Source organism: Pseudomonas sichuanensis (assembly GCF_024749065.1).
In the GTDB taxonomy this organism is placed as follows: domain Bacteria; phylum Pseudomonadota; class Gammaproteobacteria; order Pseudomonadales; family Pseudomonadaceae; genus Aquipseudomonas; species Aquipseudomonas sichuanensis.
The window spans coordinates 5,921,811-5,935,075 of record NZ_CP087185.1; the positions used below are offsets into that span (position 1 = coordinate 5,921,811).

General features: G+C 63.1%; 13 protein-coding genes. 9 read left to right on the top strand and 4 right to left on the bottom strand.

Going from position 1 to position 13,265, the window contains the following annotated elements; translation table 11 throughout:
* The first annotated feature begins 72 nt into the window (after positions 1–72).
* The 4 genes from aspA (at position 73) to LOY51_RS26625 (ending at position 5,207) form a co-directional block, all read left to right on the top strand.
* Positions 73–1,497, top strand: coding sequence for an aspartate ammonia-lyase (gene aspA / locus LOY51_RS26610; RefSeq protein ID WP_016394370.1), 1,425 nt, complete (start codon positions 73–75; stop codon positions 1,495–1,497).
* 260 nt (positions 1,498–1,757) lie between these two features.
* The gene (locus LOY51_RS26615) at positions 1,758–2,750 is read left to right on the top strand and encodes an AraC family transcriptional regulator (RefSeq protein ID WP_125861152.1); all 993 of its coding nucleotides are present in this window, start codon (positions 1,758–1,760) and stop codon (positions 2,748–2,750) included.
* A 310-nt stretch (positions 2,751–3,060) separates the two neighbouring features.
* Positions 3,061–4,101 (top strand): histone deacetylase family protein, encoded by a 1,041-nt coding sequence (locus tag LOY51_RS26620; RefSeq protein ID WP_258643773.1) that lies wholly within the window; start codon positions 3,061–3,063, stop codon positions 4,099–4,101.
* 2 nt (positions 4,102–4,103) lie between these two features.
* On the top strand, positions 4,104–5,207 hold the full coding sequence (locus LOY51_RS26625; protein WP_125861156.1) for a polyamine ABC transporter substrate-binding protein: 1,104 nt from the start codon (positions 4,104–4,106) through the stop codon (positions 5,205–5,207).
* A 132-nt stretch (positions 5,208–5,339) separates the two neighbouring features.
* Here the strand turns inward: LOY51_RS26625 and pdxR are convergent, their stop codons facing one another.
* Positions 5,340–6,869: a MocR-like pyridoxine biosynthesis transcription factor PdxR gene (gene pdxR / locus LOY51_RS26630; protein WP_258643775.1), complete on the bottom strand. Its 1,530-nt coding sequence runs from the start codon at positions 6,867–6,869 to the stop codon at positions 5,340–5,342.
* A gap of 91 nt (positions 6,870–6,960) precedes the next feature.
* Here pdxR and LOY51_RS26635 point away from each other — a divergent pair, with 91 nt between their 5' ends.
* Genes LOY51_RS26635 through LOY51_RS26645 form a run of 3 tightly spaced genes read left to right on the top strand, consistent with a single transcriptional unit; the run spans position 6,961 to position 8,728 of the window.
* Positions 6,961–7,590: an FMN-binding negative transcriptional regulator gene (locus tag LOY51_RS26635; RefSeq protein ID WP_258643777.1), complete on the top strand. Its 630-nt coding sequence runs from the start codon at positions 6,961–6,963 to the stop codon at positions 7,588–7,590.
* A gap of 12 nt (positions 7,591–7,602) precedes the next feature.
* Positions 7,603–8,049 carry a GNAT family N-acetyltransferase gene (locus tag LOY51_RS26640; protein ID WP_125861161.1) on the top strand — a complete coding sequence of 149 codons (447 nt, stop codon included), beginning with the start codon at positions 7,603–7,605 and terminating at the stop codon, positions 8,047–8,049.
* A 7-nt stretch (positions 8,050–8,056) separates the two neighbouring features.
* The gene (locus LOY51_RS26645) at positions 8,057–8,728 is read left to right on the top strand and encodes a GNAT family N-acetyltransferase (RefSeq protein WP_125861163.1); all 672 of its coding nucleotides are present in this window, start codon (positions 8,057–8,059) and stop codon (positions 8,726–8,728) included.
* 41 nt (positions 8,729–8,769) lie between these two features.
* On the opposite strand, the gene LOY51_RS26650 is transcribed toward LOY51_RS26645, so the two are convergent.
* From LOY51_RS26650 to LOY51_RS26660, 3 genes are all read right to left on the bottom strand, one after another.
* Entirely contained in the window at positions 8,770–9,048 is a 279-nt protein-coding gene (locus LOY51_RS26650) for a helix-turn-helix transcriptional regulator (protein WP_125861165.1), read from the bottom strand.
* Entirely contained in the window at positions 9,045–10,370 is a 1,326-nt protein-coding gene (locus tag LOY51_RS26655) for a type II toxin-antitoxin system HipA family toxin (RefSeq protein ID WP_125861167.1), read from the bottom strand. Before LOY51_RS26655 ends, LOY51_RS26650 begins: the two co-directional genes overlap by 4 nt.
* A gap of 211 nt (positions 10,371–10,581) precedes the next feature.
* Positions 10,582–11,481, bottom strand: coding sequence for a homocysteine S-methyltransferase family protein (locus tag LOY51_RS26660; RefSeq protein WP_125861169.1), 900 nt, complete (start codon positions 11,479–11,481; stop codon positions 10,582–10,584).
* A 105-nt stretch (positions 11,482–11,586) separates the two neighbouring features.
* On the opposite strand from LOY51_RS26660, the gene LOY51_RS26665 reads away from it, so the two are divergent.
* Together LOY51_RS26665 and LOY51_RS26670 are read left to right on the top strand one after the other, a co-directional pair.
* Complete coding sequence (locus LOY51_RS26665; RefSeq protein WP_258643780.1) at positions 11,587–12,408, top strand: ABC transporter substrate-binding protein; 822 nt, start codon at positions 11,587–11,589, stop codon at positions 12,406–12,408.
* On the top strand, positions 12,405–13,226 hold the full coding sequence (locus LOY51_RS26670; RefSeq protein WP_125861173.1) for an amino acid ABC transporter permease: 822 nt from the start codon (positions 12,405–12,407) through the stop codon (positions 13,224–13,226). Before LOY51_RS26665 ends, LOY51_RS26670 begins: the two co-directional genes overlap by 4 nt.
* Positions 13,227–13,265 lie beyond the last annotated feature (39 nt).

Sequence of the window (13,265 nt, forward strand, 5' to 3'; positions counted from 1 at the left end):
GCCAAATCTGCTCAGCCCTAGCATTGGCGGCATTCCGGCAGGTGCCGGGTCAAAATCGAGATGATATCCATCATGTCCTCCGCTGCATCGTTCCGCGTCGAAAAAGATCTGCTTGGTACCCTTGAAGTCCCTGCCGATGCCTACTACGGCATCCAGACTCTGCGCGCTGCCAACAACTTCCACCTCTCCGGTGTTCCGCTGTCGCACTACCCGAAACTGGTAGTCGGCCTGGCGATGGTCAAGCAGGCAGCTGCTGACGCCAACCGTGAGCTGGGGCACCTGAGCGATGCCAAGCACGCCGCGATCAGCGCAGCCTGCGCACGACTGATCAAGGGCGACTACCACGAGCAGTTCGTGGTGGACATGATTCAAGGCGGTGCTGGTACTTCCACCAACATGAACGCCAACGAAGTCATCGCCAACATCGCGCTGGAGGCCATGGGCCACCAGAAGGGTGAGTACCAGTACCTGCACCCGAACAACGATGTGAACATGGCGCAGTCGACCAACGACGCCTACCCGACCGCGATCCGTCTGGGTCTGCTGCTGGGCCACGACGCCCTGCTGGCCAGCCTCGACAGCCTGATCCAGGCCTTCGCTGCCAAAGGTAAAGAATTCGACCACGTACTGAAGATGGGCCGCACCCAGCTGCAGGACGCCGTGCCTATGACCCTGGGCCAGGAATTCCGCGCCTTCGCCACCACCATGACCGAAGACCTGCAGCGCCTGCGCTCGCTGGCTCCGGAACTGCTGACCGAAATCAACCTGGGCGGTACCGCCATCGGTACCGGCATCAACGCCGACCCGGGCTACCAGGCCCTGGCCGTACAGCGCCTGGCAACCATCAGCGGCCAGCCGCTGGTTCCGGCTGCCGACCTGATCGAAGCCACCTCCGACATGGGCGCCTTCGTGCTGTTCTCCGGCATGCTCAAGCGCACCGCGGTCAAGCTGTCGAAGATCTGCAACGACCTGCGCCTGCTGTCCAGCGGCCCACGCACCGGCATCAACGAGATCAACCTGCCGGCGCGCCAGCCAGGCAGCTCGATCATGCCAGGCAAGGTCAACCCGGTTATCCCGGAAGCCGTCAACCAAGTCGCCTTCGCCATCATGGGCAACGACCTGGCCCTGACCGTTGCTGCCGAAGGTGGCCAGCTGCAGCTGAACGTGATGGAGCCGCTGATCGCCTACAAGATCTTCGACTCGATCCGCCTGCTGCAACGCGCCATGGACATGCTGCGCGAGCACTGCATCGTCGGCATCACCGCCAACGAACAGCGCTGCCGTGAACTGGTCGAGCACTCGATCGGCCTGGTCACCGCCCTGAACCCTTACATCGGCTACGAAAACGCCACCCGTATCGCCCGCGTTGCCCTGGAAACCGGCCGCGGCGTACTGGAACTGGTGCGCGAAGAGAAGCTGCTGGACGAAGCGATGCTCAACGACATCCTGCGTCCGGAAAACATGATCGCTCCACGTCTGGTTCCGCTGAAGGCGTAACCCGACCGTAGCAAACAGTCTCACCAGGTCGAGGGACTAGACACCTCTCAACCTTTCAAGGGCCCGAGCGCACGCATCGGGCCCTTTTTTTATGCGAGTTTCACCCCCTTTGTGGGAGCGGCTTCAGCCGCGAAGCAGGCGACGCAGTACATGGCACCGGCTGCGCCGGTGTTCGCGGCTAAAGCCGCTCCCACAGTGGGCAACACTCTCCGGCACACAACTTGCTCCATAATGCCCCTCAGCCCCACGGGACACCGAGCATGCTGCATAGCCACCTCACCACCCTCAATGCCGTTTCGCTGATCCTCCAGGTGTTCCAGGAACAAGACGTGGACGCGCAGCTGCTGCTTGCCGGCAGCGGCATTGGCCTGGCAGACCTTGAGCACCCGGACGCGCGCATCACCACCCAGCAAGAACTGCAGGTGTGCGCCAACGCCCTGGCCCGGCGCGAGGACATCGGCCTGGAACTGGGCCGGCGCATGCATGTGTCGTGCTACGGCATGCTCGGTTACGCGCTGCTCTCCAGTGCCACTTTGGGTGACGCCCTGCGCCTGGCGCTGAGCTTTCCGGCACTGCTGGGAACAGTCTTCCAGTTGCGCCTGGTGGATGATGGCCAGCGTGTCTGGCTCAGCGCCAGCGACCACTACGACGCGCCCGGGCTGGCTGCCTTCAATGCCGAGTTCTGCCTGGTGTCGCTGAAAGTGATCTGCGACGACCTGCTCGGCCGCCCGCTGCCCTTGCTGGCGGCACGCTTCGAACACCCCCGCCCCGGTTACCACGCGCTCTACGCCGGTGCATTCGCCTGCCCGCAGGGTTTCGATGCGGGCGACAACGCCTTCGCCTTCGAACGCCGCTGGCTGGACATGCCACTGCCGCTGGCCGACCCGATCACCCACAAGGCGATGAGCGAGCGCTGCCGGCGTTTGAACCTGGAATTCACCGGGCGCCAGGCCTGGCTGGGGCGGATTCGCCAGCTGCTGCTCCAGCAGCTGGATGCGGCGCCCGGGCTGGAGGGCCTGGCGCGGCAGATGAACTGTTCGTCGCGCACCTTGCGCCGGCACTTGCAGGCGCTGGGCAGCAGTTATCAACAGCTGCTCGACGAGCTGCGCTTCGAGCGGGCCAAGCAATTGCTGGCCGAGGACCAGATGCCGATCTATCGGATTGCCGAAACGTTGGGGTTCAGTGAGACCGCGAGTTTCAGGCATGCCTTCCAGCGTTGGAGCGGCGTGGCGCCGAGCCATTTTCGCGGTTGACCTGTACTGGCCTCTTCGCGGGTAAACCCGCTCCCACATGGACCGCGCTAACCTCGAGGCAAGCATCGTACCTGTGGGAGCTGGCTTGCCAGCGATGAGGCCAGCACTGACAACATAAGACAGTTGCTCCCACAGGATCACCGCAGGTCTCGAGGCCTGCATCACCCTGTGGGAGCGGGTTTACCCGCGAAAGGGCCGGGTCAGGATGACTTGGCCACATTGATCCCCTTTTGGCCGTTTGCAACGTCCCCCGGTCTGCCGGCCGCCCACCAGAATGGGCCCACGCCAGTGATTACCCGGAGAACAACAAATGCTGACGATCTATTCCGATGACCATCGCCTGCACCACGGCCGCTGCGAGCTGATCGACGGCAAGCTGATGCCCTGCTTCGAGATGCCCTCGCGCGCCGACCATGTGCTGGAGCAGGTGAAAAAGCGCAACCTTGGCGACGTCCAGGGCCCGACCGACTTCGGCCGCGCCCCGCTGCAGCGCATCCACAGCGCCGACTACCTGAATTTCTTCGAAGGCGCCTGGGCACGCTGGGCCGCGCTCGGCCACGACGGCGACCTGCTGCCCTTCACCTGGCCGGCACGCACCCTGCGCCAGGTCAAACCCACCGGCCTGCATGGCGAGCTCGGTTACTACAGCTTCGACGCCGGCGCACCGATCACCGCCGGTACCTGGCAGGCCGCCTACAGCGCCGCGCAAGTCGCGCTCACCGCCCAGGCGGCGATCCAGCTAGGCGCCCACTCGGCCTTCGCCCTGTGCCGCCCACCAGGGCACCACGCCGCCGCCGAAGTGATGGGAGGCTATTGCTACCTGAACAACGCCGCCATCGCCGCCCAGGCCTTCCTCGACCAGGGCCGGCGCAAAGTGGCCATCCTCGATGTCGACTACCACCACGGCAACGGCACCCAGGACATCTTCTACCAGCGCAACGACGTGTTCTTCGCCTCGATCCACGGCGACCCGCAGGACGAGTTCCCGTTCTTCCTCGGCTATGCCGACGAGACCGGCGAAGGTGCAGGCGTTGGCTGCAACATCAATTACCCACTGCCCGCCGGCAGCGACTGGGCGGCCTGGAGCGCCGCGCTGGAAGCGGCCTGCCAGCGCATCGCCGAGTACGACGCCGACGTACTGGTGATCTCCCTTGGCGTGGACACCTTCAAGGACGACCCGATCTCGCAGTTCAAGCTGGACAGCCCGGACTACCTGGAAATGGGCAAACGCATCGGCCAACTCGGCAAGCCGACCCTGTTCGTGATGGAAGGTGGCTACGCTGTGGAGGAAATCGGCATCAACGCGGTCAATGTGCTGGAAGGCTTCCAGCGCGCCCAGCCAGGAGCCTGAACATGGTCCGACTCAAGCGTCTGCTCGCCCCACTCATCGCCGCCAGCCTGTTCACCGGCGCCCTGCAGGCCAACGCCGCGCCGGGCACCCTGCGGGTGTACAACTGGTTCGACTACATCACCCCGCAAACCCTCGTCGATTTCCAGAAGGACAGCGGGGTCAAGCTGATCTACGACATCTTCGACACCAACGAGGCGCTGGAAGCCAAGCTGCTGACCGGCAACTCCGGCTATGACGTGGTGGTGCCGTCCAACGTGTTCCTTGCCAAGCAGATCGAGGCCGGGGTGTTCCAACCCCTGGACCGCAGCAAGCTGCCCAACTGGCAGCACCTGGACCCGGCGCTGATGAAGCTGATCGAAGCCAACGACCCGGGCAACAAATTCGCCGTGCCTTACATGTACGGCACCGTGCTGATCGGTTTCAACCCGGCCAAGGTCAAGGCGGTACTCGGTGACAACGCGCCGGTGGACAGCTGGGACCTGATCTTCAAGGAAGAGAACATCGCCAAGCTCAAACAGTGCGGCGTGGCGCTGCTCGACTCGCCGTCGGAGATTATGCCGTTGGCGCTGTCGTACCTGGGCCTGGACCCCAACAGCGGCAAGCCAGCGGACTACCAGAAGGCCCAGGACCTGCTGCTGAAGATCCGCCCGCACGTGACCTATTTCCACTCCTCCAAGTACATGGCCGACATCGCCAATGGCGACATCTGCGTGGCGGTGGGCTATTCCGGCAGCTTCTCCCAGGCTGCCAACCGTGCGCGCGAAGCCAAGAACGGCGTGGTGGTGGACATGCGCCTGCCGAAGGAAGGCGCACCGATCTGGTTCGACATGCTGGCGATCCCGAAGAACGCGGCCAACCCGGAAGATGCCCACACCTTCATCAACTACCTGCTGCGGCCTGAGGTGATTGCACCGATCAGTGATTTCGTCGGCTACCCGAACCCGAACAAGGATGCGACCGACAAGGTCAGCCCGGCGATCCGCAACAACCCCAACCTGTATCCGACGGCCGAGGCGATGGCCAAGCTGTATACCCTCAAGCCGCTGCCACGGGATGCCGAGCGGGCAAGGACCAGGGCCTGGACCAAGATCAAATCCGGCACTTGATCATGTAGACATCGGGGCTGTGTTGCAGCCCATCGCCGGCAAGCCGGCTCCCACACCGATCGCATTAGTCCAAGTTATGCGCTAACCCTGTGGGAGCCGGCTTGCCGGCGATGGGCCGCAGAGCGGCCCCAGCTATCGCCAGGCCTTGCGCAGGCGCATCAATGCATCCGCAATCTGCGCCTCCGGCACTGCCGCAAACCCCAGCACCAGCCCCGCACACTTATCCACAGGCACCTCGCTGTCTTCCAGCCAATACCCACTCAGCGGATTGACCTCCACCCCCACCGCCTCGGCCCGGGCAACCAACGCTTGTTCCCGCGCAAAGTTATCCACAGCCACTTTCACATGCAGCCCCGCCGCCACTTCCGGCATTGCCCCCAGCCCCGGTACATCCACCGGCCAGCCAGCCTTCAACACATTCCTGCGCGCCAACGCCGCCCGGCGCATGCGGCGGATATGCCGCTGGAAATGCCCCTGGGCCATGAACTGCGCCATGACACACTGGCTACCCACTTCCGAATGGCGCACCGCCAGCGCCTTGGCCTGGCTGAACACTTGCACCAGAGATTTGGGCAGCACCAGGTAGCCCATCCGTAGCGCCGGGAAAGCGATCTTGCCGAAGGTGCCGACGTACAACACCCGACCCTGCCGATCCAACGCAGCCAGCGGTGCCAGGGGCGCGCCGCTGTAGCGGTACTCGCCGTCGTAGTCGTCCTCGACGATCCACCCGCCCTGGCGCTCAGCCCAGGCCAGCAACGACAGGCGCCGGGCCAGGCTCATGGTGACGCCGGTCGGGTACTGGTGGGCTGGGGTCACATAGGCCAGCCGACAGTCCGCCAGCTCGGTCAGGCGCGCGCAGTCCATGCCCTCTTCATCCACCGGCACGCCGCTGACCCTTGCCCCCGTCAGGGCGAAGGCGTGCCCGGCGGCGCGATAGCCTGGGTTTTCCACAGCCACTCCGTCACCGGGCTGTAACAACAGCTGTGCACAAAGGCTGATCGCCTGCTGTGCGCCACTGGTGATCACAATTTGTTCAGCCGTGCAGGAAAGCCCCCGCGAGCGACGCAGATAGGTGGCGATCAGCTCACGCAACTGCACTTCTCCCGCCGGGTCGCCATAACCGAGCAGCGCCGGGTCGGGATTTCGCCAGAAACCCGCTTGCAGCTTGGCCCAAACCTCGAAAGGAAAGAGGTCGAAGGCGGGCAGGCCGACCCTGAAAGCCTTCGGCGAGCCGCTTCTGGGAGGCGGCAGGTGGTGATTTTTCAGACGCTGCAATGGTTCGCTACACGCGATGAAACTGGATGAATCCTCAGTGTCAGATGCCTGAAATGTGGATAACCCTGTTGATAAACCCCGGGATAACCCTGTGGACAGTTGTGTGGATAGTTTTCCCAGCCGGCTCACGTAAGTGCCATCGCCTACCCGGCTTTCGATGAAGCCTTCGGCATACAGCTGGTCATAGGCGCGCACCACGCTGTTGCGCGACAACGCCAGCATCGCCGCCAGGTCGCGGGTAGCCGGCAGCCGTGTGCCGCCTTCCAGGCGCCCATCCAGCACGCGGGCGCGCAGTGCCTGATAGAGCTGCTGGCTGAGCCCGCGGCGGCTGCGGTCGAGAACGATGCCGGCCGGGTCGAAAGGCAACGCGTGGGTACGTTCGCTCATGGTATTGGACCTATCAAAACAGTCATTAATGGCTCTTACACAGAGCCAATAGCCTGCCTAGGATGAAGCCACAGCACAAGGATCCCCCGGCATGTACAACAGCAAACCGCACCAGGAACACGACCTCGGCCGCCTGCACCAGCACATGCTGCAAACCCGCCTGGCCACACTGGTCAGCCACGGCGAACAGGGGCTGCTGGCCAGCCACTTGCCGGTGCTGGTCGCCACCGACGAGGGCGAGTTCGGTACGGTCTATGCCCACCTCGCCCGGGCCAACCCGCAATGGCAGGACCTGGCGCAAGGCGCCGAAGCGTTGCTGGTATTCCCCGGCGCCGACGCCTATGTGAGCCCTGGGTTCTACCCGAGCAAGGCCGACAATCCCAAGGTGGGGCCCACCTGGAACTACACGGCGGTGCATGCCTGGGGCCCGGCGACGGTTATCCACGAGCCCGCCTCCTTGCTCGACATCGTCAGCCGCCTGACCGACCGCCATGAGCAAAGCCGCGCAGCGCCGTGGCGGGTGGCCGATGCCCCTGCGGACTACCTCGACAGCATGCTCCGCGCCATCGTTGGCATCCGCCTGCCCATCAGCCGTTTGCAGGGCGCACGCAAACTCAGCCAGAACCGCTCGGCACAAGACATCGCCGGGGTACGCGAAGGCCTGGCCGCCAGCGCCGACCCTGCGGATAACCAACTCGCCACGCACATGCGCGACCTCTGAAGGAAAAGGCCCATGACCAGCATCACCCTGCGCCCGGTGGGCGCCAACGACCACGCCGCCTGGCTGCCCCTGTGGCAGGCCTACCTGCGCTTCTATGAAACCGAACTGCCCGAAGCGGTCAGCGCCAGCACCTGGCAACGCCTGCTGGACGGGCACGAGCCGACTCATTCGGCGCTGGCCTGGGTCGATGGCAAGGCGGTGGGGATGGTCAACTTCATCTACCATCGCTCCAACTGGAGCATCGAGTCTTCCTGCTACCTGCAAGACCTCTACGTGGACAGCGCAGTGCGCGGCCTGGGCATCGGCCGGCAGCTGATCGAGCATGTCTACGCCACGGCCAAGGCCGACGGCTGCGCCAAGGTGCACTGGCTGACCCACGAAACCAACGCCACCGCCATCAGCCTGTACGAGCAGGTTGCCGAGCGCCCCGGCTTCATCCAATTTCGCAAAGTACTGTAGGCCGCCCATGACCGACGCATTGAACTGGAAACCCGCCGGTACGCCCAAGGCCGCCCCCCTCGAGGGCCGTTTCATCCGCCTGGAGAAGCTCGACCCGGCGCGCCATGGCGCCGACCTCTGGGACGTGCTGCAAGGGCCAGGCTCGGACCCGGTGCTGTGGGACTACCTGCCCTATGGCCCGTTCGTCGAACGCGCCAGCTTCGACCGTTGGCTCGACGGCAACGCCGCCAGCCGCGACCCGCTGTTCTACAGCGTGATCGACCGCGCCAGCGGCCAGGTGCAGGGCATCCTCAGCTACATGTCGATCGTGCCGGAACAGGGCCGCTTCGAGATCGGCCATATCGCCTTCGGCGCCGCCATGCAGCGCACGCCCAAGGGCACCGAGGCGGTCTACCTGCTGAGCAAGCTGGGCTTCGCCCTGGGCAACCGCCGCCTGGAGTGGAAGTGCAACAACGCCAATGCTCGCTCCAAGCGTGCGGCGCTGCGGTTCGGCTTTGTGTTTGAAGGGGTGTTCCGCAATCACATGGTGGTCAAGGACCGCAATCGGGATACGGCCTGGTACTCGATCACCGATGCCGAGTGGCCGGCCGTGGCGGCGGGGTTCGAGCGTTGGTTGAGTGAGGAAAACCAGCAGCCTCAGGGGCAGGTGCGAACGCTCGAGGCATGTCGCCTGGGTTGAAGCAGTCGCGGGGCAAGTCGCATCGGCGCCCCGCGATGCAGTCAACCGATCTGCCGGTTACGACTGACCACGCCCATCTTCAACCCGAACGGCTTGAACACTGCATTCAGCGACTTGAGCGTGGGGTTGCCTTCCCCCTGCTCGATCTGAATCAGCGTGCGAACCGAAATCTTGCACATCTTCGCAAACTGCGCCTGCTGCATCTTGGCCACCTCGACACGCAAGCGTCGCACTGCCGCGCCGAGTTCCAGGCTGCCGTCGGCGATACCTTCGCGCACAGCATCGATCAACAAGCCGCGCACATCGATGGAAACTGTCATGCCAGCCCCCAGGCGGTCAGCCGCCGTTGCAGTGAGCCGAGGGCAATGGCCGGATGGTTCATTACCGCATCAGAGAGCCCCATACCGGACAGGATGTCCGGCAATGCCTGCAGGTTGCCGGCATCCTGGCGCAGGCGCTGGAAGGCCTGCTCCGGATCCATCAGGGGCGCCAAGGCATCACAGGCCGCCCGCCAGTCGATTTCGCCAGCACGCTCGATAGGTGTCGGCCATTTGGTCGTCCGAGTTATTCCTTCCTGGTCCATCACCATCGGTGCCAAGTCATAGATAGGCGCCAGGCGTACCGCATCACGCGTGCGGATGATTGCCGTGTTGCGCCCATGGTTATCAGCGTTGCCCAGAATCTTGTTGATCAGGTCTCGACGTAAATAATCCGCAATCATTTCAGGCACTTCACCTTTCTGCCCTGCTTCTTTCCACAGCCCGACCAGGGCCGCTATCACCTCCAGATGCCCCATTCGGCTACCGGCTTCGGTCACGCCGCACAATGAATACACCGACTCCACCGCGAACCGCTCTACCCCTTGGGCTGTGACCTGGCGGTCGAAGCGTTCCATCCACAGGCTGGGCTTGCTGCCTTCTTCCAGCGCCATGTGCGAGCTGGCCACCGTTTCCAGGCCAAGCTGTTGCAAGGCTTTGTAGTACAAGTGCTCAGCACGCAGGATTTCCTGGTCGTTGGCCAAGGCCTGATTTCTGGCGAACTTGATGAACCAGTGACGCTGGGCGCGCTCATCGGCAAGCACCGCGTCCGGATAAAGCCGGCCATCAGCGTCTTCGGTCATCAACAGCTTTGGCGCTTCGCCGCCGGCACCTGTTGCGCCGCCGATCGCCGCACCCTGCTCATAGGCGTACTCCAGAAAGCGTTGATCCCGCGTGACAACGTCCTCCCGGGTAAAGCCCAAGGGATCTGCCAGATCCAGCTGCTCGATCGACTCCTTGATACGCAAGTTGCCAACTGGTGCGGGAGTACAGCGCCCCAACAGAAAAAGGTCATCGCCGATATCTGCCGGTTTCTCACGGCCTATGTGCTTGAGCAGAAAGCGCTTGGCCGCGCCCGCAGGGGCGATGTCATGTAGGAATGCAGGGGCGTGTGCCAGCCGATGAGCACCAAAATCGACGGGTAGCCTGGCGCTTACCGCTTGGCAGAACAGGCTGTCGTAGGCGTCTGTATGGTTTTTTACGTAATCGGAGGTGTAGGCGAACTCGCAGGGGCTGAGCAAACTTTGCTCAGGCGCAGCAAAATTCAAAGCCATGGCGTCATGCCATTGGCCGTTGGTGTATAGCTGGAGCGTCAGTCTGCTCATTGAACACCTGCAATTTACTGCACTGTTTGCATCGAGACCTGGAATTGTCTGCAGTATAGTGCAGATTCCGACGACTACATCGTTCTAATCTGCATTTAAATACACTTATCGGTCGAGCGATGACAAAAAACTGCAGTAAAGTGCAGTTTAAAAAGCATGGGGATACTTGTCCCATTGGCCCGTCCTTAGCGGCAGGCCACGATCTACCTGGTCAAACCAGCTTCGCCTTGAGCTCGGCAATGTGCTCCGGGCCGATCCCGCAGCAACCGCCGAGCAAGCTGGCACCGCGCTGGCGCCAGTTCTGTGCCCAACTCAGGTAGCCCGGTGGGTCGAGGTCTTCACGCAGCTCGTCCAGGCCATCATTGGCCGTTGCATCCTTGGGCTGGGGCGGGAAGGCGTTGGCGTAGGCACCGATGGCGATATCAGCCCCCAGGCGCTCGAATGCTGCCTTGGCGGCATCGATGGCATCACCGATCACTTCGGGCTGGCTGCAGTTGAACAGCAACACCTGCGCACCCAGTGCGGCAACGGCTTCGGCGGCTTGCGCGACCGGTTCACCCGAGCGCAACCGTGGCACGTCATCGACGTCTTCATCGCGCAGGGTGAACGACACCCAGAACGGCTTGCCATCGCGCGGCAGCTGCGCGTGGATGGCTTGCACTTCCGCGATCGAACTCTGGGTTTCCGCCAGCCACAGGTCGACATGCTCCGCCAGGCCTTCAAGCAACGGCGTCAGCACTGCGGCGACCTGTTGCGGCTGGAACAGGTCCGGGCGATAGGAACCGAACAGCGGCGGCAAGGAACCGGCAACCCGCACCTTACCCCCGGCAGCATCGGCAGCCGCCCGTGCCAATTGCCCTGCGGTTTGTGCCAGGGCGTAACCTTCTTTGGCAAAGCGCGCTTCGCCGATATGAAAGGGCACCACCGCATAGCTGTTGCTGGTGATCACTTCGGCACCCGCCGCGATGTAGGCGGCATGGACGGCCACCACGGCCTCCGGCGCTTCGCTCAGCGCCAGCGCCGACCACTCCGGCTGACGAAACGGCGCACCCCGGCGCTGCAATTCCCGCCCCATGCCGCCATCCAGAATAACCAACGACCGTTCGCCCATATGCCATTCACTTATATTGATATGAATAAAATTCACTAGTTAGTACATGCTTATAACTATTAAATATCAAACATCCTTTATTCAAGCACTTTTTCAGGTATCTCCATGCGTATACCAACCTTGCTGGGCGCCGGTCTCCTTGCCCTGAGCGCTGCCACTCAAGCCTTCGCAGGCGCCACGCTGGAACGTGTGGAAACCCGCAAGGAACTGGTCAATGTGCTGATGGAGAGCTACCCGCCGTTCTCTTTCCTCAACGAGCAGAATCAACTCGACGGCTTCGATGTGGACGTGGCCAAGGCAGTCGCCGAAAAACTGGGCGTGAAGCTGCGCCTGGAAACACCCTCCTGGGACGTGATCGCTGCTGGCCGCTGGAGCGGCCGCTACGACATCTGCATCTGCTCGATGACACCGAGCAAGGCGCGCGCCGAAGTGTTCGACTTCCCGGTGGAGTACTACGCCTCGCCGGCGGTGATCGTGGTCAATGCCAAGGACGAGCGCATCCACTCGGCCAAGGACCTGGACGGCCGCAAGGTCGGCCTGACCAGTGCCTCCAGCTACGAGAGCTACCTGAACAAGAACCTGGTGATCGAAGGCGCCGAAGACCGCAAGATCGACTACCCCTTCGACTTCGTCCAGGCCGCCCCGTACGACACCGACAACGTTGCCTTCCAGGACCTCGGCCTGGGCGCCGGCGTGCGCCTGGATGCAATCCTGACCAACCTGGTGACCGCGCAACCCCGCCTGGACCAGGACAAGCGTTTCAAGCTGGCCGGAGCGCCGTTGTATGAAGAGCCAAACTCGGTGGCCATCGAAAAAGGCGACCCAGAATGGGATGCCAAGGTGCGCCAGGTGTTCGCCGAGCTGAAAGCCGAGGGTACGCTGGCGAAGCTTTCGCAGAAGTGGATCGGCGCCGACATCAGTAAATGAGTGCACATCAAACTGCTCCCAAACCCGTCGCCACAACGACGGGCTCGCGCCTGCTGGGCTTTCGCAGCCGGCTGTACCTGACGTGGCTGGTATTGTTGCTGCTGTTCGTGGGCTTTTTCTTAAACTTTGATCTGAAATTTTCGATCATCGTGGAGAAATTCCCCAACCTTGCAGGCTTCCGGCTTGGCCCCAACGGCTTTTTGCAAGGCGCCGCGCTGACCCTGTTCCTGTGCATCTGCTCGATGTTCACCTCGGTGCTGCTGGGCTTTGCCGCCGCCTTGGCAAGGCTGTCCAGCAGTGCGGTGCTGTTTGGCGTGGCGAGTTTCTACACCTCGTTCTTTCGCGGCACACCGCTGTTGATCCAGATTCTGCTGATCTACCTGGGCCTGCCACAGCTGGGCCTGGTGCCGGGCGCCATCGCCGCCGGGATCATCGCGCTGTCGCTGAACTACGGCGCCTACCTGAGCGAGATCTTCCGCGCCGGCATCATCGGCGTCGCCGTCGGCCAGCGCCAGGCGGCCCTGGCCCTGGGCATGCGCCCGGCAGCGATCTTCTGGCACATCACCCTGCCCCAGGCCATGCGCACCATCATCCCGCCGAGCGCCAACCAGTTCATCTCGATGCTCAAGGACTCGTCGCTGATTTCGGTGATGGGGGTCTGGGAAGTGATGTTCCTGGCCCAATCCTACGGCCGCTCGAGCTATCGCTACCTGGAGATGCTGACCACCGCGGCGGTGATCTACTGGGTGCTGTCGATCCTGCTGGAGCTGGTGCAGGCCCGGCTGGAGCGGCATTTCGGCAAGGGTTACCAACGCTGAACGGCAGGCGAAAAAAAGGGGAGCATTCGCTCCCCAGAG

Excerpts from the sequence above, each read along its gene's own strand:
- LOY51_RS26670 (WP_125861173.1), top strand. The coding sequence starts at position 12,405 with ATGAGTGCACATCAAACTGCTCCCAAACCCGTCGCCACAACGACGGGC.
- LOY51_RS26665 (WP_258643780.1), top strand. The coding sequence starts at position 11,587 with ATGCGTATACCAACCTTGCTGGGCGCCGGTCTCCTTGCCCTGAGCGCT.
- LOY51_RS26655 (WP_125861167.1), bottom strand. The coding sequence starts at position 10,370 with ATGAGCAGACTGACGCTCCAGCTATACACCAACGGCCAATGGCATGAC.
- LOY51_RS26615 (WP_125861152.1), top strand. The coding sequence starts at position 1,758 with ATGCTGCATAGCCACCTCACCACCCTCAATGCCGTTTCGCTGATCCTC.
- pdxR (WP_258643775.1), bottom strand. The coding sequence starts at position 6,869 with ATGAGCGAACGTACCCACGCGTTGCCTTTCGACCCGGCCGGCATCGTT.
- LOY51_RS26620 (WP_258643773.1), top strand. The coding sequence starts at position 3,061 with ATGCTGACGATCTATTCCGATGACCATCGCCTGCACCACGGCCGCTGC.
- LOY51_RS26645 (WP_125861163.1), top strand. The coding sequence starts at position 8,057 with ATGACCGACGCATTGAACTGGAAACCCGCCGGTACGCCCAAGGCCGCC.
- LOY51_RS26650 (WP_125861165.1), bottom strand. The coding sequence starts at position 9,048 with ATGACAGTTTCCATCGATGTGCGCGGCTTGTTGATCGATGCTGTGCGC.
- aspA (WP_016394370.1), top strand. The coding sequence starts at position 73 with ATGTCCTCCGCTGCATCGTTCCGCGTCGAAAAAGATCTGCTTGGTACC.
- LOY51_RS26625 (WP_125861156.1), top strand. The coding sequence starts at position 4,104 with ATGGTCCGACTCAAGCGTCTGCTCGCCCCACTCATCGCCGCCAGCCTG.
- LOY51_RS26635 (WP_258643777.1), top strand. The coding sequence starts at position 6,961 with ATGTACAACAGCAAACCGCACCAGGAACACGACCTCGGCCGCCTGCAC.
- LOY51_RS26660 (WP_125861169.1), bottom strand. The coding sequence starts at position 11,481 with ATGGGCGAACGGTCGTTGGTTATTCTGGATGGCGGCATGGGGCGGGAA.
- LOY51_RS26640 (WP_125861161.1), top strand. The coding sequence starts at position 7,603 with ATGACCAGCATCACCCTGCGCCCGGTGGGCGCCAACGACCACGCCGCC.